Source organism: Pseudomonas sp. NPDC079086 (assembly GCF_044542155.1).
Taxonomy (GTDB): Bacteria; Pseudomonadota; Gammaproteobacteria; order Pseudomonadales; family Pseudomonadaceae; genus Aquipseudomonas.
Map to the genome: position 1 here is coordinate 324,067 of NZ_JBITTY010000001.1, position 22,245 is coordinate 346,311.

Genomic DNA, 22,245 nt, shown 5'->3' on the forward strand with positions numbered 1-22,245 from the left:
GGCTGCCCCAAAGGAGAACCACCATGCACCTACAACCCCACCACCGCTGGCCTCTGCTGGCCATGGTCGCTGCCCTCGCTGGCGTCACAGCCACATCGGTGGCCATGGCCATCGCCGCACTGATCGACAACGCCGTGCTGGCCGTCCTGTTCGCCTCGGCCGCCGTGGTGCTGGATCTGTTCAAGTACGCCGCCTGGCCGCTGGCCCTGATGCTGCTGTCAGCCCGACGAACCTTGGCCGCGCTGCTGATGATGGTCAGCGCCCTCGCCCTGGGTGCCGTTTCCGGCTGGGCCACCTATGACCGGCTCATGACCTCCATCATCACCAGCCAGGCCGAACACCAGGCGCGCTTTGAGCAACGCCAGGCCGACCTGTTGGAGCTGCGCAGCGCCGACGCCGCACGCATCCAGCAGCTCGACGCAGAAGCCGCCGCCGTCCATCACCAAGCCAACGCCCTGCGCGAACGCGGCATGGTCAGCCGCGCCCTGGAGCTGGAAAGCGCCGCCCTTGCCCGCATTGACACCCAGCGCAACGCCGCCCAGGTGCGGCGCGACAACGCATCGCAGGAACTCACCGCGCTATTGAGCCAACCGGCCAAAGCCGCAGGCCTACCCCAGCAACTGGCCACCCTGCTCTGTCTCGGCTTCGCCCTGGCGCTGGAAGTGGTGCCGGCCCTGATCCTCAGCGCATTGCGCCCCGCACCCGTTACCGAAACCGCCCGTGCAACCGCACAGGTACGTCAGAAACGCACCGAGGAACGCCCCCAGGAACATACGGAAACAACGCCGGGAACGGCAGTAGATGACGCATTGCCCATTGACCTGCTGACGCTGATCACCAGCACACCAAGCGGGCAGAAAGTGGCCGTTAGGCAAGTGGCGAAGGCGTTACGGATGGGCAGCGACAAGGCCACCAAGCTGATGCAGCAGGCCACCGAGCGCGGCCTGCTGAGCAAGACAGCCGCCGGTTACGTGGCGGCATAAAAGATGGCCCCGGTGGGCGGCAACCCACCAGGGCCGAACCAACCCCAAAGGAGAACCACCATGCAAGTGAAACCCCAAGAAGTCAGCGCCGATAAGGCTATCACGTCTGACCTTGATTCAATCATCGACAGCATTATTGAGGACAGCGGCTATCCCGATGGCGTTGAGCTCGAACTCTGCTTTGTCTCTTCGCCGCGCGGCATTGAGGCCGGCATCGGCATCTATACCGACGACATGGACTTCCCGCTCACCATCAGCCTAAACCGCCTGAAACAACTCGTAGAGGCTATCGAGGCGGAGGTGATCAATGCGTAACGAGCAGATCACCCTGCAACAGTCCGTCGACCTCATGGCCGACCTGGAGTCGCAGGGCCAGCCGTTCCATGAAATCACCGAGCCAGCGGGTTACACCTGGCTGCTCGACCGCCTGCGCGCAATTGGCAACCCCGACGCCAAGTCGGTGGTTTTCCTCTTCGGTGCGGACGCCACCCACTTCCAGCACCTCAAGCGCATACGCCGCAACAAGGGCGCAAATCTGGGCGACATGACCGTCTACGCGGTGGAGGTGCCTCATGCGTGAGCGCCCATCCCTTAACGGCCACCGCCTGGACCTACCCAGCATCTGCGACATCTGCGGCCATGCACGCTCTACCGGCAAACACGCCAAATGCAGCCGCATTCGCCAGCAAACCAAAAGCACCGAGTGGGCCACCTACATGGCCAACGTGGAAGCCAAAAAAGCCAAGGGAGGTCGTCGCCATGCTCGCTAAATCCGTAGCCATCAACGTCCGCCAGAGCACTGGCACCTATATCGCCAAGGCAAGCGGACATAAGCCCACTGCCAGCTGCACCACCGGGGCTACACAGGCTGCTGAGAACCTGGCCAAGAAACTGGGTCTGGCTCCCGGCTTGCTCCAGGAACAACCCAGCAAGGGGCTGGACTACGGCTGCTCGCGCTTCACCCATACCGGCGAGCTGGCCACCAACACCAGCGACAAGGCGCATTGCCCGAACTGCGGCATCTGCCACACCCGTGAGGAAACCTGCAACGAGGCTAAGACACGTTTCGGAGGTGTGGCATGAAAGCCCTAAGCATTCGCCAGCCCTGGGCCTGGCTGATCGTCAACGGCTACAAGCCACTGGAAAACCGTTCCTGGGCCACCCGCTATCGTGGCCCACTGCTGATCCACGCGGCCAAGGGCATGACCCGCGCCGAATACGAAGACGCCGCCAGCCTTTGCAGCAAGGCGGCAATCACCCTGCCCATCTTCGACGACCTGGAGCGCGGCGGCATTGTCGGCCAGGCCACCGTCACGGGCTGCATCGACGACAGCCCGTCGGTGTGGTTCTTCGGCAAATACGGCTTCGAGCTGGCGAACGCCAAGCCGCTGCCGTTCATGCCTTGCAAGGGGCGGCTGGGTTTGTTCGACGTGGACTACCAGGAGGTGGCCGCATGAGCTCACTACGGCAAGGCGACATATTCGCCGGCGGCGCCCAGCGCCTGCAGATGACCGAAAGCATTGAGCTGACGATTCAATCCCTGCAAGCCTATGGTGCTGACCATGACCACTGGGGCATCGCCTGGTCAGGTGGGAAGGACAGCAGCGCCACGCTGACCCTGATCATCTGGCTGATCGACAGCGGGCGCATCAAGGCGCCCAAAACGCTCACCGTGTTCTACGCAGACACTCGCCAGGAGCTGCTGCCCCTGGCCAACGCTGCCAGCCAGATCATGGACGAGCTGCAAGAGCGCGGTATCCACCTAGAAGTAGTCACGGCGCCGATGGACAAGCGCTTTATGGTCTACATACTTGGGCGTGGCGTACCGCCGCCGAACAACAACACTCTGCGCTGGTGTACCCGGCAGATCAAAATTGACCCGATGGCCCAGGCGCTTGAGCGGCGCCTTGCCGAGCTCGAAGGCAATGTGCTGATGATCACCGGTGTGCGCCAGGGCGAAAGCGCAATCCGCGATAAGCGCATTGAAATGAGCTGCGGCAAGGACGGCGCTGAGTGTGGCCAGGGGTGGTACCAGAAGATGCTGCCCGAAGCCAAAGGCTTGAAAGGGCGCCTTGCTACACTGGCACCGCTGCTGCACTGGCGAGTCTGCCATGTGTGGGAGTGGCTCAAGCACTGGGCGCCACAAGCTGAGTTCGGCGACTGGTCTACGGCCACTATCGCCGATGCCTACGGTGGCGACGAAGCCGAGGAAATCAATGCGCGCACGGGCTGCACAGGCTGCCCGCTGGCAAGCAAGGATGCCGCGCTAGATACCATCCTGCTGAGTCCGCAATGGGCATATCTAGCACCGATGAAGGGTATCAAACCCCTCTGGCGCGAGCTGCGCGAACCACAGCACAGGCTGCGCAAGGTCGGTATCGAGCGACTGAAAGACGGCAGCATCGCCGCCAACCCCCAGCGCATGGGGCCGATTCTGCTGGCGTCTCGGCTTATGGCGTTGGATCGCCTGCTCGGCATCCAGGCAGAAATCAACGAGGCCGCAGAACGCCTCGGCCGCCCCAAGGTGGACATGATTAACGCCCAGGAAGAGGCGCGAATCCGCGAACTGATCGCCGCCGAAACCTGGCCGGACGGCTGGGAAGGCGACGAGCCAGTCGCTACTACCCCGCTCGACAAGGTCTACGCGGACGGCTCCGTGCAGCCCCTTCTTTTCCTGGAGGTGCAATCGTGAGCCGCCTTGTCATCACCGCCGGCCGGCGCTGCGGCAAACGCCTGTGGCCGCTGTTCAATTACGCCAAGGCGCACGGCTGGCAAATCACCAAAACCAACGGTGGCCACCTGCGCCTGGTCAAGCCAGGCCGGCCGATCATCCACACCAGCAGCACGCCGAGCGATTGGCGAGCCGTGCGCAACGCCGTGGCCATGCTCGCCAGAGCAGACGGCTACCGCGTGGTGGAGGTGGCCAATGTCTGAGCCTATGCGAGAAGCGCAGGTGTGTGATTCTCGTCGTTGGCTGTGGGCCTCCAGAGCTAAGCTGGAGGCCCTGCTATGAATGGGAATACCATCGGCGTGCTGACCTTCGAGGATCTTAAGCGCATCACCGGTTACGCACGGCGGGCAGATGTGGAACGGACCCTGAGCGATCAGGGCATCCGCCTATTCAGGGGCCGCACTGGCCCCTGGACTACGGTGGAGCTGGTCAACCAGGCCGGCGGATTGAAGGCAGCACACCAGGAGCAGTACGGCGTCGAGATCCTATGAGGCGAACCAGAAAGCACAACCCGCACATCCCCACACACATCGATCAGGCCGCTATCCCAGCGGCCGTTTTCTTTGATCATCGCGGTAAGGGTGCCTGGTACACCCTGCACCGCGACGAGGCCGGCAAACAGCGTCGGCAGAACATCGCAATCAATACGGCCACCCTGGCCGATCTGCACAAGATTATGGAGCTGCGCAACGGCGTCGACCGCGAGAGCCTCAACTACCTGTGCCAGCAGTACCACGACAGCGCCAGGTTCAAGCGACTCAAGCCGAAAACCCAGGACAGCTACACCTGGGCGCGCGACGTGCTGGTCAACATCCCCACCAAAATCAAAAAGCCCATGGGCGAACTGGGTGTGCGCAAGTTCACCCCGGCACTGATCCAGCGGCTTATCGACCGCATCGCCGACGAGGGTACGCCCTCGAAGGCAGCCCACGTTCTGCGCTACCTGCGCCTGGTGATGCAGTGGGGCCGCAACCGAGGCTACCTGGACAGCAACCCTGCGCTAGGGATTGAAGCCCCGGTGGAGCGCAAGCAACGCCGCCTACCGTCTCAAGCCGTTATGCAGATCCTGATCGACCGCGCACGCGAGCTGGGCCAGTTGAAGCGCGGCCAGCTGGGTGCTGTGCCACCTCACCTCAGCTATGTGATGGAGCTGGCCTACCTTTGCCGCTTGCGCGGGATCGAGGTCGTCACCCTCACCGACGCCAACGAGCTGGCAGATGGAGTGATGACCAACCGGCGCAAGGGCAGCCGCGACAACGTGGTCAGCTGGACACCGCGGCTACGTGCAGCATGGGAAGCCGCCAAGGCCCGCCGCGCGCAGATATGGGCAGCCCGGGGCACTGCGGTACCGACCAACCCCGAGCAGCGCTACATCATCACCGCCGAGCACGGCGGCGCACTGGGCAAGTCAGGGCTGGACACGGCCTGGAACCGCTTTATACGCAACGCCATCGAAGCCGGCGCCATTACCACCGAGCAGCGCTTCGGCCTGCACGACCTCAAGCGACGCGGCATCACCGACACGCCCGGCACCAGGGCAGACAAGCAGCAAGCCAGCGGCCACCGTGACGAATCGATGCTCGACATCTACGACCTAAGCGTGCCGACTGTCGCCCCCTCCGCTCAATAACCCCTCCAAACCTGCGTAACAATAAGGCCGGACTCCGCATGGAATCCGGCCTTTAGCGCACCACTTACGTAACAAGAAACCACCTAAGTGTATGATTCACAGGCAGTAAGGGGTTTTCTTGTAATCAGTAGGTCCCGAGTTCGACTCTTGGTGCCGGCACCATACAAACCAAGCCTTTACGGCAACTCGCAGTTCGCGACCCCGTAATCAGTAGGTCCCGAGGTACAGTTTCGGTACAGTCCCGTACCGAACATACCTCGGAGACTCTATGGCAACCCTCGTCAAAACCCCCTCTGGCACCTGGAAAGCAGTCATCCGTAAAACCGGCTGGCCGACAACTTCCAAGACATTTCGTACCAAACGTAACGCCGAAGACTGGGCACGCCGTACCGAGGACGAAATGGTCAGGGGCGTGTTCATTGAGCGCAGCAGCTCGGAACGTCTAACCTTAGAATCTGCGCTGAAACGCTACCTAGCCGAGGTCAGCCCGACCAAGGCGGCTAAAACAAATCAGAGCGAACACGCCACAGCTAAGCTTCTGATCAGTCGCCTCGGCAAATACTCGCTAGCCGCTCTGAGCGCAGACATCATTGCGGACTATCGCGATGCCCGACTAGCAGAGAAAACCCGTCGAGGAACCCTAACCTCCAACAACTCAGTGCGTCTGGAGCTGGCCCTGCTCAGCCACCTGTTCACCGTGGCGATCCAGGAGTGGCGTATTGGCCTCCCGTTCAACCCCGTAGCCAATATTCGCAAGCCCAGCCCCGGTCAGGGTCGCGACCGCCGCCTGTCTACAGAGGAGGAGCACCGCCTGCTGGCAGCCGTGAATAGCCACAGCAACCCTATGCTTTCTTGGATAGTTCGAATCGCACTAGAGACCAGCATGCGCTCGTCTGAAATTTCAGGCCTACGGCGGCATCAGGTCGATCTGGACCGGCGGGTTGTGCGGCTGTCACACACAAAAAATGGTGACACCCGGACAGTCCCACTGAGCCTGGCAGCGACAGCGCTATTCAGGCAGGCACTCACACATCCTATTCGACCAATCGACTGCGACCTCGTGTTCTTTGGCGAGCCAGGTAGGGACGGTAAACGGCGGGCCTATGCCTTCACTAAAGTCTGGGGCACGCTGAAAAAGAGCTTGGGCTTGGCCGACCTGCACTTTCACGACCTTCGACATGAGGCAGTGAGCCGACTGGTAGAGGGCGGGCTAACGGATCAGGAAGTGTCAGCAATCAGTGGCCACCGGTCGATGCAGATGGTGAAGCGCTACACGCATCTACGCGGCGAGCGCCTGGTGAACCGATTGGACAATATGAAACCCCCTCACTCGTAAAAAGCTCCTTGAATGAGCTTATTTTTGTTCTTTTTCGCTCAGACTCGCTTTTCATACCCGGTTTTGGACACAAAAAACTTGTTGTTGGAGTGTATTCATAAAAAATGAGAACTCTCCATGTCTCCAACAAAACGGCCAACCATAGAAGCCCAGTTGCTCGAACTTTTTGGGCCGCTGCTCACACCAGATAACCTGGCTACCGTACTACATCGTAAACCGGGCGGTATGAAAGCAGCGCTCCACACACCAGGGGCTGTAAAGGATCTATTTGAGCCCGCACGCCTGCCGATTGGCCGTCGAGTCTATTACCGCGCGAGCGATGTTGCTGAAGTGCTCGCGAGGAGCGGTGACTGATGAGTTCTATAAAATCAGCCACACCGAGTTGGTTTCATGTTTTTCAAGAAATGGTTTTCGACGGGACACTAAGCACGCTGGATGGCGGCGCACTGAAAACGTATATCGCGATCAAGGGACACGCTGGCCTTCAGGACGGAATCTGCTGGCCTGGTCTGGATCGGATTGGAAAACTGACCGGCCACAGCCCGCGCCAGGTCCAACGCCATCTCGAGGCACTTGAGCGAGCAGGGTTGCTAAGCCGAGAGCGCCAAGGCAGGAAAAACCGATATCGGATTATTGAAAAATTCTCGGTTAATGGTTCTAACGTCGAGTGGCAATATCGGCCGTTCGGCGTTAGGGGCCTTGGCGACGTTCTTGAACACGCACGCAGTGGTCAGGCTCACCCCGAGCTACACATTCGGCTCGAGACGACGACTACTACAACCACAACGGCCACAGTCGAACTTATCGACCCACGCGCCCCCTCGCGCGACCTTACTTCTGCACAGGGGATCGACGGCAGAATGGGGCGGCTCCTGGAGCAGCACCTAAGACGTATTAAGCCACAGCAGAATGACGACATGGGCGACATATGACGTCCAAGTCATATGTCATCCATGTCGTCATTCATTGTGAACTCAGGACACCGGCGTCCGGCTTCATAGCCTCTCTACGGACGCCCACGTCGTGCTAACAAGAAGAGATTTAAAAACAGACCGTCATTCCATACAGGACATGCTCGTAATATGTGTTCAGGAACATGCCAACGATAAAACTAGGGATGTAAGATTCTGGTCTGAAGGCTGATCGAAGGAACGATGAGATGAGTGGATATGTAGCCAATGACCGGGGCAAGCGTCCCGCGCCGGTGATCGAGCCCTACAACGGTGACTTTGACAAACAACCCCAACGACCGTTGGTTCTGGCAAAACAGCCAGAGCAGGTTGTTGAAAAGGCGCAACCAGTCGGTTGCGTGTTCGCCAAATCGTGCAACCTGCCGGATGGCGAGATCAATCATAACAACCCTGGTAGTTTCGTCCCCCTTGAGCAGTTGAAGAGTTATGGAGACTGGGCTGTCCTGGGTACTGGTACTCCAATCAGTGCGGGCGGCACGCCTCTTCAGTTGATCGGTAGTTCGACTGCAGCAACCACAATAGCCACACGCTTGGGCGGTACGTTATCGCTTGGCCTTCTTGAAGGGGCCGCAGTGATGCCGGCAGGTGCTGTTGTTGGCACCATTGGCATGCTGCTGCCGAACAACAGCATATCGGCGGATAGCGCGTTCTACACCAAAGAGCAGTACCACGGCCTTAACCTGGGGCGCACGCGGGTTCGCGTCCATGTCCAACAGATGTCTGCGGACACAATCGATGTCTACGGCTTTTACACGGGTCGCAACCCGGAGTGGGAAAACGCCCAAGTCATCAAAGCCACCCCGCGTGGCGAGCAATTTGTGGCCGACCTAGGGCAGGGGATAGAGGTAATTTGGACACCGGCCGCTGACCCTAACGAGTTAGGTATTCCCGCGCTTGAGGGTGCACCGAAATTGCCGTCGGTGTGGGTTTATCCGCCCACTGAGCAGTCCAACAAGGCGCTGGTTAACCCGGTACATCCGCCTGACTACCAGGACGCCATAATTTGGTTTCCGGCCACTGATATTCCGCCGATCTATGTGGTGCTCAGTGTTCGCAATCAACCTGGGGTCGTTACTGGCCAAGGCCAGGATGTGACCGGGATATGGTTGGAGGGTGCGGGCAAGGCGCTGGGCTCTCCAATACCGTCCCAGATTGCTGACCAACTCCGAGGACGGGAGTTTTCCAGCTTCGACGATTTCAGAGAGGCATTCTGGGTGGCAGTAAGTGCAGATGCTGCCCTCAGCAGCCAGTTCAACGACAACAACAGGTCACGAATGGCAGAAGGGCTCGCACCGCGTGCAAGGTTCATTGATACCGTAGGAAAACGGCGCTCCTTCGAACTTCATCACGAAACGCCTATTTCCAAAGGTGGTGAGGTTTACAACGTAGATAACATCCGCGCTATGACGCCCAAGCATCACATCGACACGCACAGAGGCCCGCAATGATTACTCTGAAAGACAACATTTCAGACTACACCGAAGCTGAATTTTTACGTTTGGTTGAGGAAATCTGTAGTGCTACGGGAGGGGAGGAATACCAGGACAATTTGCTGGAGAACTTCATTCAGGTTACCGAACACCCCGCCGGTTCTGACCTCATTTTCTACCCAGAAAGCGGAGCGGACGATACTCCCCAAGGGATACTGCAAACGGTCAAAAAATGGCGTCTAGCCAACGGGCTACCCAACTTCAAAGGTGCATAGTCGTTCTAGCATAGGTGCTCAGAATTTCGGCGGGCCGCCACGGTCGCTGCCACCACCCCGCCTAGATTTTGGCTTTGGCGCGGTTTCGCGCAGGCGTTGATCGAGCTGTAACCGTTGTGCATGCAACTCGGCACCGAGCTCGTCGACGCAGGCCGTTTTACGCTGTAGTTCTGCTGCCTGTCGTTGGACCTGATCAATCTTGATATCGCATGCCAAAATTGCTTTTGCTGCCCGTTGCTCAGCAGCCTGCCGGCGCGATTCAGCATCAACTCGCTGCCGAACTTCGGTAGCGAGATCAGTCTGAAGCGGGCAGATTGTGGATGCGTACAACACCAGCAGCGCGCCGAACAACCCGGCTATTAGGAACAACGACGCAATCGTCCAATGCTGCGCAACCTGGTCTGCATCGACCATTCCACTTAGCACAGCGCCGGCGCAGAACAGGACCGACGCTGATAGCGGTATGTGCGCTGGGTTTATGCGAATCACCGCAAGTACACCTCGGTGATTTGCGGTCGGAAGTGACCAAGCTCCTGGCTCACAACTTCGAGCGCCTTTTCCGGGTCCCCGGTAAGCAGCTGCAGCTCGAAGTGTCGTTGTTGCGCATAGGAATGCCGCAGGCCATGTAGACCTGTTGAATACCCGAGTGCGGCTTTGCTGGCATCGGTAAACGACTGACTCAGGGCTCTCCCCCCGCCTACGCCATACCGCTGTTGATACAGAATTTCACGGTCACGCCGGGTGCGTGGTTCGTCGAGACGCAGCGCCTCTAACCGTTCCGCCAGGCGATTTGGGATGGCCACCTCGCGAGTCAGCCCGCCCTTACCGGTGGTCAAATAGCGCGTGAAATTTTCCAGCCCGAGAAATTTCGAAGGGTCGGCTTTACGTTCGTCAGCCGTCGCCTCATCTAGGCGAGCCAGCGTAAATAGCTCGTGAGCGCGCAAGCCTGCAGCGTGCGCGATTTCCATGCCGAGCTGGTTATGTGGAGCCATTCGAGCCTTTATCGCGTGGACCTGATCGGGCGAATACGCGCGTGGTTTCAGAACCTGTTGTTTTTCGGATCTGACCATTGGCAATCGGCATTTTTCGTCAAGTTTTCCGTTGTGCCTGAGAAGCGCTTCCAAGGCCTGCCGGTCGCGATCCAATGTTTTTTGGCCGACTGCCTTCGCACGTTCAGCTAGAAATCGCTCGGCCCGTGAAATTGATGCGGCCTGATCCAGCGGGCCGCACCGGTTATCACGCAGCCATTCTCCGAACCTAGCCAAGCCATCTGCATAATTTCGAGAGGTTCCGATGGACGCTATCGCGCGGCTTTTAAACATGTCGACGCAGATTCGTTTGGCTTGGGTCGACGGCTTCGCGAATGTATGTTTTTTGATGCTGCGCGTTTTTTTGCTCATCGGTTTATCTCTCGTCGAATGCTACGGATGGATGTGTTTACGCCGCGTGCCTTTAGCTCTTCAAGAATGAGATAGAGCGAACTCTGCTGTTTACGCAGCTTGATGATGAGCCCCCGCCAGCGGGACAGCGTACGTTGGAAGGTTTGGGGTGGTTTACCCATGCTGCAGAGGGCTCTCCAGTGCGCGAACTCATCATCTGGAACGATGCGTGGAAGTCGGCTGGCACTCTGCCTAGATAACCAGCGGGAGAGGTTGGCCTGATCGATTTGAATCGCTTTCTCATGGTGGAGGTAAAGCAGCAGCATGCGCTGCGTGTACCCCTGTCGTAGGCGATGCAGCAGGTCCGCTTTATGCGGATCGAGTACGGAGGGCATAGTCGTGCCATTTGTAAGATTGAACACGACTGAACCAGATATCACCGATTTGATGAGCTGCAAAACCAAAACCTGCGCTCGAATCAATAGCGACATTCAGTCGGTCGATCACGTAACGACGTGACCTTGCCTCATTCGTCCTAGGACCAGTTGAGACTCTCTGCCGGTGGGCAGCGTGCTAGGCACCTTTTTACTGTTTTGCTCGTGAGCTATTCGCGTCGCTTTTGTGTCAGGGCTTTGGGCCCAGCATCTGCTTTCGCTGATGGACACCCGGCGGGCGCTTTTGCTCTGTTGCACCTTTTGGATAGCTGAGCAGGCATCCACAGGTCCGGAGATTAACGATCTGCCGGCGGTGTCGGGCGGTACTGCTGCCGATCCAGTTGCCAAGCTGGATGGGGTTTTGCCGTCATTCAGTTCCGATATTCGGAGCTGAATTTAGGCTAGGTGATAGCCGTGAGAGCACATGCCATCACCTATCCACCGCCACCCGAACGAGAGAGCTCGGCGAGGTGGCGGGTGAGCGCTCAATTAGATGAGACGCTCGGTTGGATGACTCAATCCTACCCATCAAAAATGGCTGGTCAATGTGGCATGTTAAATATGCGCAGATGTCTGAGTGCTGCCGCTATGTAGGGGGTCTAGCGAAGCGCAGACGCCGTACATAGCGGCAGCATGCTGCCGCTATGTAGGGGGTCTAGCGAAGCGCAGACGCCGTACATAGCGGCAGCATGCTGCCGGAAAAAAAGCGGCGCTCCGCGCCAAGTCATTGAAGGAGGGGCGCCGCACAGCGGGGAACCGGCGGCGGACGTATGTCCGGTGGCGAGGTTCATTGCGCAGCAACAGCAGTGCGCAGCGCTGCCGTTTTGCTATCGGTTGGCGAGGGTGTTTTGGCTGGCGGCACGCAGATTGGCGGGGGACGATAGCCGCATAAACCACATGCCCTGGAGTGAAAAATGCGCCGACTGATTGCCCTCAAATATGCCCTTGGATGCATTGCAACGGCAGGGTTGCCGCTGTCGCTGTTGACCATGACGCCAGCGATTCATCTGCAGATGTCGCTTCCCGCTTTAACCGTCAGATGGGTGGCGTTCTCCAGGATCATATTGGCCGCGCTGATCCTCTGGGTTGTGTGTACTGCCGCTGTTTTTGTCGCGCAGGTGCTGATCCGTAAAGGTGCAGTGGCTGGGTGGCAGTCATGATCTGGGCTGTTCGATTTCGCCGTGTCCTGGGGTTTGGGTCTCTTCTCCTGCTGCTGATTCTTTTGATCATTCCCGCGATTGGACCGTTTTTTCCCTCCCTGCTGTTATCGATTCGCGATGACCAGGGAATGGGTTGGTTGATCAATCGCCTCGCGAGTGTCGGTAGAGCCGTGCTTTATGCCTGGCTAGTGTCCTGGGTAGTCACAATTAGTTGGCGCTTAAAAAATCGGCGGCGTCGCAATGAACGCTGAAAACCTGGCGGGATTCCATTGGCTGTTTGTTGAATGGAACGAGATTGTCACGAGCATGATCGTTCTGACCCAGCCAGTTTTTGCAGCGATGGCCGAAGCCTCCCGCCGGCAAGTCACACCCGTGCTTTACGGATGTGCGGTCCTCCTTCTCCTGAATCTTTCCAAAGGGAATCTGCTGAATGCCCTGTTTACCAGTGCGGCCGTTTGGTTAGCCCTCAGCTGGGGGCTGAAGCCTGCCGATATCAAAATCTCTGAGTCCGGCACCGTTCCGGTCACTAATATTTCCGCGCTGGGTTACAACGCATCTCTGTCAGTCCAGGGCATTTTTGCTGAAACGATGGGGGTCCTTCTTAAGCATGTGAAGGTTGATGGTGGAGTACTGCCGGCGCAGGCCGCAACGCAGGCCGCAGTTGATCGAACTGCAGACCAATTTGCAGGCACTGACCTAGCTAGATTGATCCGCGACTACAACCAACAGTGTGGGCCAGAGGGCGGCGTAATACGAACACGAGAACAGGCTGGAAATCTGAGCGCGTACCACGCAATTGGCCTGGCTGGTGGTGCCGGCCTGGGTATGCCAGACGACGAGATAACGCACGTTGCACAGATGATGAAGCTGTACGACGGGGCGGTAGATTTTGTGAGCGGCAAGACAAATAGCGCGACTGGGGATGCATTGGAGCGTGTATTTGACGCCGAAGCCATCCGTGAACGTAGGGCAGCTGGTATTGCAATTCTTGAGGCCGAGAATAGGGGGTTCATCTCGAGTACCCCCTATTTGCTTCCCAAAGATGGGTATTGGACGTCGGTTTATAGAGCTGATGAGGTAAAGGATGAACCAGCACGAAGAAACGAATATTTGAGTCACGCGGACGCGCGGTTTGAGATTCGTCCTGATGCCTGGTCAGAGGAGGATGGGCAGCAAGCCGCGCAGGGATTCTCGCCAGGGAGTTGTGTGGATGCCTACCGCCTCGCACAGTTTGGCGCGGAACAGGCGTACCGCGCTCTGATTGCAACAGGCGGCACAGTGAGCAGCGGGCAGAGAGCAAATGTTGATGCTAGCCGGCTTGGAGCTGCCCAGGCACTACAACGTGTTATTAACCGCTCTATGAGCGGTGGTGTGCTTGATAGCGGATCGCTTGGGCATGCGGTTGGCGGCGTTGTTGCCGTGACTCAGGCCGTTAAAAATGAAATCGCGTGGTATGAAATGTACACGTTGATTCCCAGTTTTATCGGCGGTATTGGGGCTCTACTGTGGTTCCTACTGATGGCCGCTCCAGTGTTCCTGCTGATTGCACCAGTGGTAGGCGTCGAGTCAATCACAGGATGGGCATCCGGAGTGCTCTTTTCCGCATTCGCAATTGTGTTTGCTCAAGCCCTGACTGTAGGGCTATCGATTGCACTGACCGGAGCCGCCGTATACCAGGCTGGCATGGCGGCAGGCTGGAACGGCGGCGGCGGTGCCTCAGATCTGATACTCGGCATGTTGCCGCTAGGAGGGCCATTCATCGTGGTCGCCAGCACTTTTTTTGCCGGTCTACTGACCAAGTTTTCAATCACCCAATTGTCGGGGGCTGCTCGTAGTGCTGTTGCTACTACAACTGATTTCGCCAAAGGGGCCGCTTCGATTGCTCAAATGGGATTCGCATTAGGGCGCGGAATCGAGCGTATCCGAGGGCAGGCCGCCAGTACCGCTGAGCGAGCTGCGAAATTAGCACAGCAGAATGGTGGCGGTGGCTCGCGAGGTGCAGCTGGAGTTATTGAGAGACATAGCAGCGGTGGTGGATCGGGTGGCGGCGGCGGTTCTGCCGCAGGTGCAAAAAGTGGTTCTAAACAATCTGCTGCCGAAAATTTTAACGGGATGCGCCAACGTCTGAATCGGCTGGCCGCCGAGGAGGCAAAACAAAGGTATGAACCAAACCTAAATCCACCACCGGAAGCCTAGGAGTAACGTGATGCCTGATGAAACCGAAAATGTCGCTGTCAGTGATTTGCCAGTAGATGCTCGCCAGAGTTTCGGCGCTCATGATTACGTCATTCGCGCAGCCGCACTATCGTCAGATGATGAGCTGATGCGTGACGTGTTGTTGAGCTTGCTCAATGAGTCTAAAGAGCAGGCGCTGGCTGCTCTGAAGCTCAGTTGTTGGGAGGAGGATTTGTCCGCAGACCCCGCCGAGCAGCGTGAGTTGCTGCGCAGCTCAATCGCGTTTGCAATTGCCCCGCATCCCTCTGCTGGCACGCTGTAACCGCTCCTAACCTTGGGCCTCACCACAATAGTGAGGCCCAACCATGCATCCCTTCTCCGCTCCCCATATATCCGCCGAACTTGTATTCGACCTCGACGCGCAGCTGCAGCAGGCGAGCTGCTGTGCTGTCCATGTCGTTGCGGGGCCGGATGGGCCTGTACTGGCCGGTATTGACTGGCCACCCCCCAATCACACCCTCAAATACCGCCAACTACCCCTGGTAACCGTCGATTACCGCTCCGTGGGGTGGATGACAACAACTCACAAATACCGCCAGTCACCCTCGTTCACCCCAAATTAGAGTCGTTTTTGCATGCTGAGCAGCTTGCTGCGCGGGTCAATGCGCTCGCCGGCACCGGCGATTCTGAACGAGCGGCAATCGCGTTTGCGCTGTTCGAGTCAGCATGCTGAGCCTACGGTGCTGGCTGGCTCAGGGCATAGAGAGCCGTCTGCTATCTGCTGAGCAAAATCTGCACCTGGTTGCCGGCCTCGATCAGTTGCACGCGAGAGCGAGCAACGACCTGTCCGGCAGTGGCGCTGCGTTATTAGGCCTGGTGCGGATCTGGTGGCGGGCGTTCTGCACCGAGCGCTGTGCGCAGCACGCCGCGCGAGCCGAGGAGAGGAGAGGAGAGGAGAGGAGAGGCGCCGATGATCGATGACGATAATGTCGATCTGCAGTACCTGCAGTGTGGGGATTTCGAGCCCGGAAATCGCTCGCCCTATCTAAGGCCGCGTAATCCATTCGAGCAACGCTTGGCTGCAAACCTTAGGCCTGGTCTCGCCCTGGTGCTCGATCTTGAAACAGCAACGCGCGTGATGGCCGGAGCAGCGCTGTCAGCAGGTTTTGGTCAGGCCGTGGCGTTCGATCTTGATCTGCAGTCTGGGCGGTTTGAGGTCATCGCTGTAGGCAGCTCAATGCCCCCGATATGCGCCGACGTCGCGGGCAACCTGGTACCAGCGCTGTGTTGGTACCAGCGAAATGGATTTCAGTCGATTTACGTCGCAGTGCAGTCCCCAGATTTATTTTGGCTCCCGGTGTTTTCAGCATCTGCTGGCACGCTCAAGCGAGTGTGACCCTAGAGCCTCTCAAATCAACTGCTGGAGGTGTGTTATGTCGAAAGTCGAGGCCGAGATTCGGTCCCCAATTGCGCTAGCGTTCGTGGCATTTATCGCAGGTCATGCCGCCCTGTTTGCGTTAATCGGTCTGCTGAGTCCAACAATGCCTGGGCTATGGTGGGCCCTGTCGTCGATCCCGCTTGCAATGCTTATGTGCAACCACCTGCGACGCCTCGGCCATCATGAGTTGTCGGGGTACGTCGGCATGTACGCAACCGGCTTTGCAGGCGGTGCGATTGGCGCGCACGGCCATGATCTGTTCTGCCTAGTTGTCGGGCTGATATAACTCTAACCAGCATCAATAAAAGGAAATTGTGATGAGACATAAAGCAGTGCTTTTTCTGTTTGCGGGCCTGATCCTGCAGGGCTGTTCCGACGACGAAAAGGTGGCAGATCGAATGAATCCAACCGCGGACGGTAGCTATCTGCTTATTTTGCAATCGGGAGAGGTCACCTTCCGCTCAATTGTTGGCGGCCAGGTCGCAATAAATCTGGAAGCAGATTGGCGCGGCAAGGTTGAGTCGGGCATGCGCGGACGACAAGATTTCCTGCTAGCGGCACAGTGCGGCGATCTGATTCTGAGCGAAATGGATAACCGGTTTTTCATTGACGCTCTGCCCAATAGTCCCGGCAGGAAAACGTATGACGGTTGTGGCCTAGGTGAAATTTCGCCATTCAGCTGGGAGGTAATCGCTGAACCTGCAACCTAAGCTGGTGTGCTCCAACCAATCAAAACTCTGTTATGATTATCAAACAGCGTTAATGACGATCCACGGAGGGGCGGCTTAGGCCGGTGAGGTGGCTCGTTGCTGGTGATTGAGGGGCGGCATGATCTGTGGCTAATACCCACGGACTTCCGCCCCCTTTTATTTGGGAGGTTTTTTGTGTCCGTCATAATCCAAGAGCAGACCCTTCGCGCCTTGATCGCTGCTGGTTCGGTCAGTGATTTAACCGCTCGCCGGAGTCAGACAGGCTGGGTGCTGATGGTGCGTGTCGGCTCAGCTGAGGCACCGCTCCAGCTGCAACGTGGCGGCGCTCGTGAATTCAAGTCGTTGGATGCAGTGGCCAACGTGGTTGAGTCACTAGGATTGGAGCAGTTGTCGGTGCGACTGATCCAAGGCTAATACCCATGGACTTCCGCCCTCTTTTATTTCGGGAGAGTTCCGTGACTCTCCAGAAGCAGATCCTGTGCGATGGCTGCTATTGGCTCCATCAAGGCGTTGGTGCTGATGGAAAGTTGACCCACCCGGCCGATTGAAGTCTGAGCCAGAGCGGATTGTGACTATTTGCGAACGCGTTGCCGAGGCTTACCGACTGGGCACTATTTCCTTACCGTCCACTAGAGTCTAGACGTCATACAGCGCATTGAAGTCGGTAAATCCGAGCTTCTTTAGTTCGACATAAGCATTTCCGAACCATACATTTAAGCGTTCGTTTTGCTTGTCCAGCACAATGATCTGGCCCTTCTGAAAGTTGAGCTCTGCGGTCAACCGAACGCGCTCTTCCTCGCTTTCAGACAACAACCTCTGCAGCAGCTCAACTTGGACACTCAGGCCATTCTCTGATTTATCGTTACATAACTGTTTTTGCCGCAGACGATAGGCTTTCTGCCGCTCTGCATTGCTGAGTGCTTGGCCGGTGGATGGACGCCCGCGACCCCGACTTACGGGCTCTGACGGCAGTTGCTGGGTGGCGTTGTTGGTAGGGTCGATCATGGCGGCAGCTCCTGTGCGTTGCTTCTGAAACATATTATAGTTACGTAACGATAAATAATATATCGTAACGTAACTATAAATCGACCGTCTGTCGGGATATTCGCTACCACTTCCCGCAACGGAATGTCCGCACCGAATCTGGCCCAGGCCAAGGCACCCAGACCGCCCCCTTCACTGTCCAATCAACATTCGCTCTTCCTCGCTTTCAGACAACAACCTCTGCAGCAGCTCAATTTTGGCACTCTGGCCATTCCCTGATTTATCGTTACATAACTCTTTTTGCCGCTTACGATAGGCTTTCTACCTGTCTGCATTACTCTTTGCCTGCCCAGAGTTTGGGCGGCCACGGCCTCGTTTGGCGTCCTTCTTAGGGAGCTGACCATCATTATCGACTTGATCGGTCACGGTATTTTTTCTATGCCTTACACCATAGTTAATTTATAGCAACGTAACGATAAATTATTATTTCGTTACGTTGCTATAAATCGAACACTAGTCCAAATGACAGTGTCAAAACTTCGGCTTAGACGCGCGATGGGCAGTTGCAGGCATTAAGGGGCGGAAGGCCTTTGGCAAAGCACTAACTATCCAAGACTAAATTGGTTAGTGCATCAAAGATCCAGCTCTACACCGCGCACTCGCAACCACTCCTTCCGATCACGATAATCCGGCAGCACCTTGTCGACCTCGTTCCAAAAGGCATCCGAATGATCGCGATGATGCAGGTGGCATAACTCGTGGACAACGATGTAGTCGATGATGGTCAGCGGGGCCATCAGGCACTTCCAGTGAAAATGCAGATCGCCACTCTTTAGACATGACGCCCAACGATAGCCAATGTCCTTGATCTGAATACGACCCGCTTTCACGCCCACCTTGCCAGCAAAGAAATCCACTCGCTTGTTGAGCCGAGGAAGTCCTTTGTCTTTGTAGAAGGATTCAAACGCTTTTCGGGCAGACTCCTCGCCGCCTGCATCCACGACTGACCGTAACAAGCAGAATCGGCCATCTTTGAGCTTCAGTGGCTCGTCCTGCTCTGGGACCAACTGAAGACGGTAGCTACTACCCAAGTAGAGGAAGGACTCGCCGCTAACCCATTCACGCGTTACACGTGTGGCGTTGAGATCACGCCAGTCGGCCTGGTTACGGTAAATCCACATCCGCTTGCTGAAAACAGTCGCATCTACCTGGTCCGGGGTCATATGTACGGGTGGGCGAACCGTGACCAAGCCGTTTCGCTCAATCACGATATCCGTTGTCTGACGCTCAGCACCTGGCAACAGCTGATATTCAATGTCTCGTACTTTGCGCAGCTGCATTCATACAATTCCCGCCCGCACGATACGGGTCAACTCATCATGTCGGTTCTTGGCCAGCTTCATAATTTCAATAGCAACACGCTCACGGTTTTGTTTGAGCTCATCAATGCCAGTTTTGCTTATCTCCGTCTTGAGCAGACCGCGAATGCGCTTCTGCTTGTCAGGGTTCTGCCAGAAGTCGATGCTGCCTATGGTCTCCTGAAGCAAATCCACCGTCGTTTCCATCAAGGCCTTGAACTTGACCTTATCGCCCCCGGCGACAACGCCATCAGCAAATCCAACCTGGATGATATGCGCATAAAACGTGGTGGCCTCCTTACTCATACCCTCCTCGCCTTTCTGGCGACCTGCAACGGCCTCGCTGCGAAGCTCCGCTAGCTTCTCAACCAGCAAGTCCCACTCATCCTGATGCTTCTCGATCAGCGCATCGACTTTCTCGGAAAGACTTTTGAAGAAAGCCGGGTCCTCATCGTGGTGAACCGTGCAGTGCTTGCGAATGGCATGCTCCATTTCGCTGGCTTTGGCCTCAACGTTCTTGCCGGAATGTGCCGCCAACTTCTCAAGAAAGTCCTCAGCCAAAAGCTCCACAGGCTCGACCCTAGGGTTGATACCCAGGCTGATCAGATGCTCATTGATAAGCGCCTTCACTTTTTCACCGGCACTACCCAAATCGAGGCTGGCGTCTTTGTAACGCTCTTTGGTGACCTGCAGGATGTAACCGAAGCGCTTGGCAGGCACACGATAAGGCTGGGCCGAAGGATGCGGCAGGATGATGTCCATGCTCATCAGGAACTTCTTCAGATACACCTCGAAGTCGGCCCGCAGCTTTTCATCCTTCAAGGCTTTCACCGCTTCATGCACCACAGCAGCATCAGCTTCAAGGTCAGACAAAGTGCCCGTAACAAAAGCAGCGATGCTCCTTACCCCCAGCGCAGTGAAGTGCTGCAGCAATCGCTGATAACGCTCCTCCAGCACAGGCAGCTCAGACGTAATGTTCTGCATCCCGTCGTGCAGCTCCTGTAACTCATCACTAGCTGCATACAGCGTAAGCGCATCGGTCAGGTGGTTGGCCAAGCCGATGTAATCCACCACATAGCCACGCTGCTTGCCCTTCTTCACCCGATTGGTACGAGCAATCGCCTGGAGCAAGGTGTGCTCGCGCAGTTTCTTATCGATGTACATCACCTGCTCAATCGGCGCATCAAAACCGGTCAAGAGCATGTCACAGACGATCAAAAAGGCGATGCCGGTGTACTCCTTGTCTGGGTCATCCAGATCAAAGCCACGGCAGAAGTTCTCAACGGCTCCCATTCGCGCAGCCTGCTTACGCGCCTGGGTGATAAAAGCCGCCTCATTGGTGCCGTCCGAAGACACCACCACAGCTGTTTTCAGGAAGCGCAGACGCCGCAGCAAGTCAGCATCCGGCGCAGTCTTGACCTGCTCCTGCTCAATGCGCTCAGCAATTGCAGCTTCAATGCCTGCTTGGTAACGAATACACGCCAGCTTGGAATGGCAGACCACCTGAGCCTTGAAACCGTTAGGCAAGATGTTGTCGATGTAGTGGCCGACTAGATCACGCGCAATCGCGTTGATACGGTTCTCAGCCTCAAGGATGTCGCCCGTTGCGCCATATTTCTTCTTGATCGCCAGCAGCTCTTCTTCACTACGATCACGAAAGAGATCTTCGAAGGCTTGATCAAATGCGTGCTTTTCCGTCAGCGCACTGTCGGCGGTTTTGCCTTCATACAGAATTTGCAGCGTGGCACCGTCGTTTACCGCGTCCAGCAACCGGTAAGTGTCGATGTACTCACCAAAACGCTTGTGGGTTTTCCTCTCCCCATGACGCTCAGTCAGCAGCGGAGTGCCGGTAAAGGCGATACGCGTCGCATTGGGGAACGCCTCGAACAGGTTCTCGCCCAGGTCCGAACTTTGGGTTCGATGCGCCTCATCAATCATCAAAATGATTCGATCAGAGGTGTTCACCACGCCAAAGGTCTTACCGGAGGGCATCGCCAGGTAAGTACCCAATGCCTCAGCCACCGTATTGGTGAGCGCCTGCTTGTGCTCCTGAAACTTGTGCACCATCACCATGTTGATGTCGGAGCTTTCTGTGGCTAGGTGCTTACGCAGATCCTGACGAGTCTCGATCACATTGACTCGCCCACCAATCAAAGTGGCGGTCTCCCCTAGCTGCTCCTCCAGATCCTGGCGGTCGTTAACTAGAATCACCTTGTAGTCATTGAGATCGCGGCTGGCGCGCAGCATGCGCGCCAGGAACACCATGGTCAGGGACTTACCCGAGCCTTGGGTGTGCCAAACAACGCCACTGCGCTCCATAGCGGTTTTACCGCTGCGTAGACGCTCAATGATCTTGTTAGCGGCACGAAACTGCTGATAGCGGCACACAACCTTAATCCGCGGCCCACCATCGGTGTCCATAAATACCGAACTGGTGCGCAGAATCTGCAGCAGATTCTGCCGGCTCAACATGCCAGCAATCAGTCGCTGCTGCGCATTAATACCCTCGCTAGCAGCATCATTAGCCGGGTAGAGCGTCTTCCAGCCGTAGAAGTGCTCTTCACCCGAGGTGATCGTGCCGTAATCCGCCTCAAGGCCGCAGCTACGGATCAACAATAGACTGCTGTGAAACAGACGCGGTTCGCCTTCCGTCAAACCTGCCGCTGCAGTTTCCTTGCGCTTGCGCATATAGCGCTGCAACTGCACAAAGGCTTCTTGCATGGGGTTGGCGCAGGTTGCAGAGCCCTTCTTGCACTCCACCACAGCCAGCGGGATGCCATTCACGAACAACACAATGTCCGGAATGATAAAGGCCCTCACGCAGCCCGGCGTATCGATACGGAATTGGTTGATCGCGTGAAACTGGTTGTTCTCAGGCGTATGGAAGTCGATCAAACGAACGATTGGGTCAGCTTCGCCCGTCAGTTCGTTGCTATCCACTTGCGCCTTAAACAACAACGCCTGCACGGCTTCGTTGGCTTCCAACAGCGTGCGGTTGGGTTGACGTAACAACTGGCCACGCAGGTCATCCAGCTGCTTCTCAGTTAGCCAGTGCCGACCATCATCGGTTCGATTGATGGTACGTACGGCTGCATCGAAAACCTCAGGTAGAAGCCACTGGCGAAAATTAGCGCGCAGGCTTGGCACGGGGTCCTGAGGAATGACGGTACCTTGGTCGATGACGGTCCAGCCCTGCGCTTGCAGCTGCTGCAGAAATGGCTGCTCAACCTCCGTGTATTCCGACATGACCT

General features: G+C 57.0%; 27 protein-coding genes. 21 read left to right on the forward strand and 6 right to left on the reverse strand.

Features of this window, described 5'->3' with window-relative positions:
* Positions 1 to 23: 23 nt before the first annotated feature.
* The 14 genes from ACIGEK_RS01580 (at position 24) to ACIGEK_RS01645 (ending at position 9,356) form a co-directional block, all read left to right on the forward strand.
* Positions 24 to 983, forward strand: a complete 960-nt coding sequence (locus ACIGEK_RS01580) for a hypothetical protein (RefSeq protein WP_397491639.1) — start codon at positions 24 to 26, stop codon at positions 981 to 983.
* A 60-nt stretch (positions 984 to 1,043) separates the two neighbouring features.
* Complete coding sequence (locus ACIGEK_RS01585) at positions 1,044 to 1,298, forward strand: hypothetical protein (protein ID WP_397491640.1); 255 nt, start codon at positions 1,044 to 1,046, stop codon at positions 1,296 to 1,298.
* Positions 1,291 to 1,563, forward strand: coding sequence for a hypothetical protein (locus ACIGEK_RS01590; RefSeq protein WP_397491641.1), 273 nt, complete (start codon positions 1,291 to 1,293; stop codon positions 1,561 to 1,563). Before ACIGEK_RS01585 ends, ACIGEK_RS01590 begins: the two co-directional genes overlap by 8 nt.
* Entirely contained in the window at positions 1,556 to 1,753 is a 198-nt protein-coding gene (locus ACIGEK_RS01595; protein ID WP_397491642.1) for a hypothetical protein, read from the forward strand. The genes ACIGEK_RS01590 and ACIGEK_RS01595 overlap by 8 nt, the downstream gene beginning before the upstream one ends.
* A complete protein-coding gene (locus ACIGEK_RS01600) occupies positions 1,743 to 2,066 on the forward strand; it encodes a hypothetical protein (protein ID WP_397491643.1) in 324 nt (107 codons plus the stop codon). The genes ACIGEK_RS01595 and ACIGEK_RS01600 overlap by 11 nt, the downstream gene beginning before the upstream one ends.
* Positions 2,063 to 2,440, forward strand: coding sequence for an ASCH domain-containing protein (locus tag ACIGEK_RS01605; protein WP_397491644.1), 378 nt, complete (start codon positions 2,063 to 2,065; stop codon positions 2,438 to 2,440). Before ACIGEK_RS01600 ends, ACIGEK_RS01605 begins: the two co-directional genes overlap by 4 nt.
* Entirely contained in the window at positions 2,437 to 3,675 is a 1,239-nt protein-coding gene (locus ACIGEK_RS01610) for a phosphoadenosine phosphosulfate reductase family protein (protein WP_397491645.1), read from the forward strand. The genes ACIGEK_RS01605 and ACIGEK_RS01610 overlap by 4 nt, the downstream gene beginning before the upstream one ends.
* Entirely contained in the window at positions 3,672 to 3,917 is a 246-nt protein-coding gene (locus tag ACIGEK_RS01615) for a type II toxin-antitoxin system HicA family toxin (protein ID WP_397491646.1), read from the forward strand. The genes ACIGEK_RS01610 and ACIGEK_RS01615 overlap by 4 nt, the downstream gene beginning before the upstream one ends.
* Positions 3,918 to 3,992: 75 nt before the next feature.
* Positions 3,993 to 4,205, forward strand: coding sequence for a DUF4224 domain-containing protein (locus ACIGEK_RS01620; RefSeq protein WP_305593207.1), 213 nt, complete (start codon positions 3,993 to 3,995; stop codon positions 4,203 to 4,205).
* Complete coding sequence (xerC, locus tag ACIGEK_RS01625) at positions 4,202 to 5,344, forward strand: tyrosine recombinase XerC (protein ID WP_397491647.1); 1,143 nt, start codon at positions 4,202 to 4,204, stop codon at positions 5,342 to 5,344. Before ACIGEK_RS01620 ends, xerC begins: the two co-directional genes overlap by 4 nt.
* A 268-nt stretch (positions 5,345 to 5,612) precedes the next feature.
* Positions 5,613 to 6,680, forward strand: coding sequence for a site-specific integrase (locus ACIGEK_RS01630; protein WP_397491648.1), 1,068 nt, complete (start codon positions 5,613 to 5,615; stop codon positions 6,678 to 6,680).
* Between the two features lie 353 nt (positions 6,681 to 7,033).
* Complete coding sequence (locus ACIGEK_RS01635) at positions 7,034 to 7,612, forward strand: helix-turn-helix domain-containing protein (RefSeq protein ID WP_397491649.1); 579 nt, start codon at positions 7,034 to 7,036, stop codon at positions 7,610 to 7,612.
* 227 nt (positions 7,613 to 7,839) lie between these two features.
* Positions 7,840 to 9,099 (forward strand): S-type pyocin domain-containing protein, encoded by a 1,260-nt coding sequence (locus ACIGEK_RS01640; protein WP_397491650.1) that lies wholly within the window; start codon positions 7,840 to 7,842, stop codon positions 9,097 to 9,099.
* The gene (locus ACIGEK_RS01645) at positions 9,096 to 9,356 is read left to right on the forward strand and encodes a bacteriocin immunity protein (protein ID WP_397491651.1); all 261 of its coding nucleotides are present in this window, start codon (positions 9,096 to 9,098) and stop codon (positions 9,354 to 9,356) included. The genes ACIGEK_RS01640 and ACIGEK_RS01645 overlap by 4 nt, the downstream gene beginning before the upstream one ends.
* A gap of 18 nt (positions 9,357 to 9,374) precedes the next feature.
* On the opposite strand, the gene ACIGEK_RS01650 is transcribed toward ACIGEK_RS01645, so the two are convergent.
* From ACIGEK_RS01650 to ACIGEK_RS01660, 3 genes are all read right to left on the reverse strand, one after another.
* A complete protein-coding gene (locus ACIGEK_RS01650; protein ID WP_397491652.1) occupies positions 9,375 to 9,770 on the reverse strand; it encodes a hypothetical protein in 396 nt (131 codons plus the stop codon).
* A 71-nt stretch (positions 9,771 to 9,841) separates the two neighbouring features.
* Positions 9,842 to 10,756 carry a site-specific integrase gene (locus tag ACIGEK_RS01655; RefSeq protein ID WP_397491653.1) on the reverse strand — a complete coding sequence of 305 codons (915 nt, stop codon included), beginning with the start codon at positions 10,754 to 10,756 and terminating at the stop codon, positions 9,842 to 9,844.
* Complete coding sequence (locus ACIGEK_RS01660) at positions 10,753 to 11,226, reverse strand: hypothetical protein (protein WP_397491654.1); 474 nt, start codon at positions 11,224 to 11,226, stop codon at positions 10,753 to 10,755. The genes ACIGEK_RS01655 and ACIGEK_RS01660 overlap by 4 nt, the downstream gene beginning before the upstream one ends.
* A gap of 857 nt (positions 11,227 to 12,083) precedes the next feature.
* Between ACIGEK_RS01660 and ACIGEK_RS01665 the strand changes: the two genes are divergently transcribed.
* The 7 genes from ACIGEK_RS01665 to ACIGEK_RS01695 all read left to right on the forward strand — a co-directional run bounded on the left by ACIGEK_RS01665 (position 12,084) and on the right by ACIGEK_RS01695 (position 17,066).
* Positions 12,084 to 12,329 carry a hypothetical protein gene (locus tag ACIGEK_RS01665; RefSeq protein WP_397491655.1) on the forward strand — a complete coding sequence of 82 codons (246 nt, stop codon included), beginning with the start codon at positions 12,084 to 12,086 and terminating at the stop codon, positions 12,327 to 12,329.
* 240 nt (positions 12,330 to 12,569) lie between these two features.
* Positions 12,570 to 14,525, forward strand: coding sequence for a hypothetical protein (locus tag ACIGEK_RS01670; RefSeq protein WP_397491656.1), 1,956 nt, complete (start codon positions 12,570 to 12,572; stop codon positions 14,523 to 14,525).
* A 10-nt stretch (positions 14,526 to 14,535) separates the two neighbouring features.
* Entirely contained in the window at positions 14,536 to 14,826 is a 291-nt protein-coding gene (locus ACIGEK_RS01675; RefSeq protein WP_397491657.1) for a hypothetical protein, read from the forward strand.
* A gap of 648 nt (positions 14,827 to 15,474) precedes the next feature.
* A complete protein-coding gene (locus ACIGEK_RS01680; protein ID WP_397491658.1) occupies positions 15,475 to 15,900 on the forward strand; it encodes a hypothetical protein in 426 nt (141 codons plus the stop codon).
* A gap of 37 nt (positions 15,901 to 15,937) precedes the next feature.
* Positions 15,938 to 16,228, forward strand: coding sequence for a hypothetical protein (locus ACIGEK_RS01685; protein WP_397491659.1), 291 nt, complete (start codon positions 15,938 to 15,940; stop codon positions 16,226 to 16,228).
* A gap of 31 nt (positions 16,229 to 16,259) precedes the next feature.
* Positions 16,260 to 16,652, forward strand: a complete 393-nt coding sequence (locus tag ACIGEK_RS01690; RefSeq protein WP_397491660.1) for a hypothetical protein — start codon at positions 16,260 to 16,262, stop codon at positions 16,650 to 16,652.
* 174 nt (positions 16,653 to 16,826) lie between these two features.
* On the forward strand, positions 16,827 to 17,066 hold the full coding sequence (locus tag ACIGEK_RS01695) for a hypothetical protein (protein ID WP_397491661.1): 240 nt from the start codon (positions 16,827 to 16,829) through the stop codon (positions 17,064 to 17,066).
* 222 nt (positions 17,067 to 17,288) lie between these two features.
* Here the strand turns inward: ACIGEK_RS01695 and ACIGEK_RS01700 are convergent, their stop codons facing one another.
* From ACIGEK_RS01700 to ACIGEK_RS01710, 3 genes are all read right to left on the reverse strand, one after another.
* The gene (locus ACIGEK_RS01700) at positions 17,289 to 17,657 is read right to left on the reverse strand and encodes a hypothetical protein (protein ID WP_397491662.1); all 369 of its coding nucleotides are present in this window, start codon (positions 17,655 to 17,657) and stop codon (positions 17,289 to 17,291) included.
* 611 nt (positions 17,658 to 18,268) lie between these two features.
* On the reverse strand, positions 18,269 to 18,976 hold the full coding sequence (locus ACIGEK_RS01705) for a M48 family metallopeptidase (protein ID WP_397491663.1): 708 nt from the start codon (positions 18,974 to 18,976) through the stop codon (positions 18,269 to 18,271).
* The gene (locus tag ACIGEK_RS01710; RefSeq protein WP_397491664.1) at positions 18,977 to 22,240 is read right to left on the reverse strand and encodes a type I restriction endonuclease subunit R; all 3,264 of its coding nucleotides are present in this window, start codon (positions 22,238 to 22,240) and stop codon (positions 18,977 to 18,979) included.
* Between the last annotated feature and the right edge of the window lie 5 nt (positions 22,241 to 22,245).

Coding starts and splice junctions, on each gene's coding strand:
- ACIGEK_RS01635 (WP_397491649.1), top strand. CDS start 7,034: ATGAGTTCTATAAAATCAGCCACACCGAGTTGGTTTCATGTTTTTCAA.
- ACIGEK_RS01585 (WP_397491640.1), top strand. CDS start 1,044: ATGCAAGTGAAACCCCAAGAAGTCAGCGCCGATAAGGCTATCACGTCT.
- ACIGEK_RS01645 (WP_397491651.1), top strand. CDS start 9,096: ATGATTACTCTGAAAGACAACATTTCAGACTACACCGAAGCTGAATTT.
- ACIGEK_RS01670 (WP_397491656.1), top strand. CDS start 12,570: ATGAACGCTGAAAACCTGGCGGGATTCCATTGGCTGTTTGTTGAATGG.
- xerC (WP_397491647.1), top strand. CDS start 4,202: ATGAGGCGAACCAGAAAGCACAACCCGCACATCCCCACACACATCGAT.
- ACIGEK_RS01660 (WP_397491654.1), bottom strand. CDS start 11,226: ATGTCGCTATTGATTCGAGCGCAGGTTTTGGTTTTGCAGCTCATCAAA.
- ACIGEK_RS01600 (WP_397491643.1), top strand. CDS start 1,743: ATGCTCGCTAAATCCGTAGCCATCAACGTCCGCCAGAGCACTGGCACC.
- ACIGEK_RS01650 (WP_397491652.1), bottom strand. CDS start 9,770: ATGGTCGATGCAGACCAGGTTGCGCAGCATTGGACGATTGCGTCGTTG.
- ACIGEK_RS01685 (WP_397491659.1), top strand. CDS start 15,938: ATGTCGAAAGTCGAGGCCGAGATTCGGTCCCCAATTGCGCTAGCGTTC.
- ACIGEK_RS01580 (WP_397491639.1), top strand. CDS start 24: ATGCACCTACAACCCCACCACCGCTGGCCTCTGCTGGCCATGGTCGCT.
- ACIGEK_RS01590 (WP_397491641.1), top strand. CDS start 1,291: ATGCGTAACGAGCAGATCACCCTGCAACAGTCCGTCGACCTCATGGCC.
- ACIGEK_RS01705 (WP_397491663.1), bottom strand. CDS start 18,976: ATGCAGCTGCGCAAAGTACGAGACATTGAATATCAGCTGTTGCCAGGT.
- ACIGEK_RS01595 (WP_397491642.1), top strand. CDS start 1,556: ATGCGTGAGCGCCCATCCCTTAACGGCCACCGCCTGGACCTACCCAGC.
- ACIGEK_RS01630 (WP_397491648.1), top strand. CDS start 5,613: ATGGCAACCCTCGTCAAAACCCCCTCTGGCACCTGGAAAGCAGTCATC.
- ACIGEK_RS01640 (WP_397491650.1), top strand. CDS start 7,840: ATGAGTGGATATGTAGCCAATGACCGGGGCAAGCGTCCCGCGCCGGTG.
- ACIGEK_RS01700 (WP_397491662.1), bottom strand. CDS start 17,657: ATGATCGACCCTACCAACAACGCCACCCAGCAACTGCCGTCAGAGCCC.
- ACIGEK_RS01620 (WP_305593207.1), top strand. CDS start 3,993: ATGAATGGGAATACCATCGGCGTGCTGACCTTCGAGGATCTTAAGCGC.
- ACIGEK_RS01605 (WP_397491644.1), top strand. CDS start 2,063: ATGAAAGCCCTAAGCATTCGCCAGCCCTGGGCCTGGCTGATCGTCAAC.
- ACIGEK_RS01675 (WP_397491657.1), top strand. CDS start 14,536: ATGCCTGATGAAACCGAAAATGTCGCTGTCAGTGATTTGCCAGTAGAT.
- ACIGEK_RS01655 (WP_397491653.1), bottom strand. CDS start 10,756: ATGAGCAAAAAAACGCGCAGCATCAAAAAACATACATTCGCGAAGCCG.
- ACIGEK_RS01710 (WP_397491664.1), bottom strand. CDS start 22,240: ATGTCGGAATACACGGAGGTTGAGCAGCCATTTCTGCAGCAGCTGCAA.
- ACIGEK_RS01610 (WP_397491645.1), top strand. CDS start 2,437: ATGAGCTCACTACGGCAAGGCGACATATTCGCCGGCGGCGCCCAGCGC.
- ACIGEK_RS01680 (WP_397491658.1), top strand. CDS start 15,475: ATGATCGATGACGATAATGTCGATCTGCAGTACCTGCAGTGTGGGGAT.
- ACIGEK_RS01690 (WP_397491660.1), top strand. CDS start 16,260: ATGAGACATAAAGCAGTGCTTTTTCTGTTTGCGGGCCTGATCCTGCAG.
- ACIGEK_RS01665 (WP_397491655.1), top strand. CDS start 12,084: ATGCGCCGACTGATTGCCCTCAAATATGCCCTTGGATGCATTGCAACG.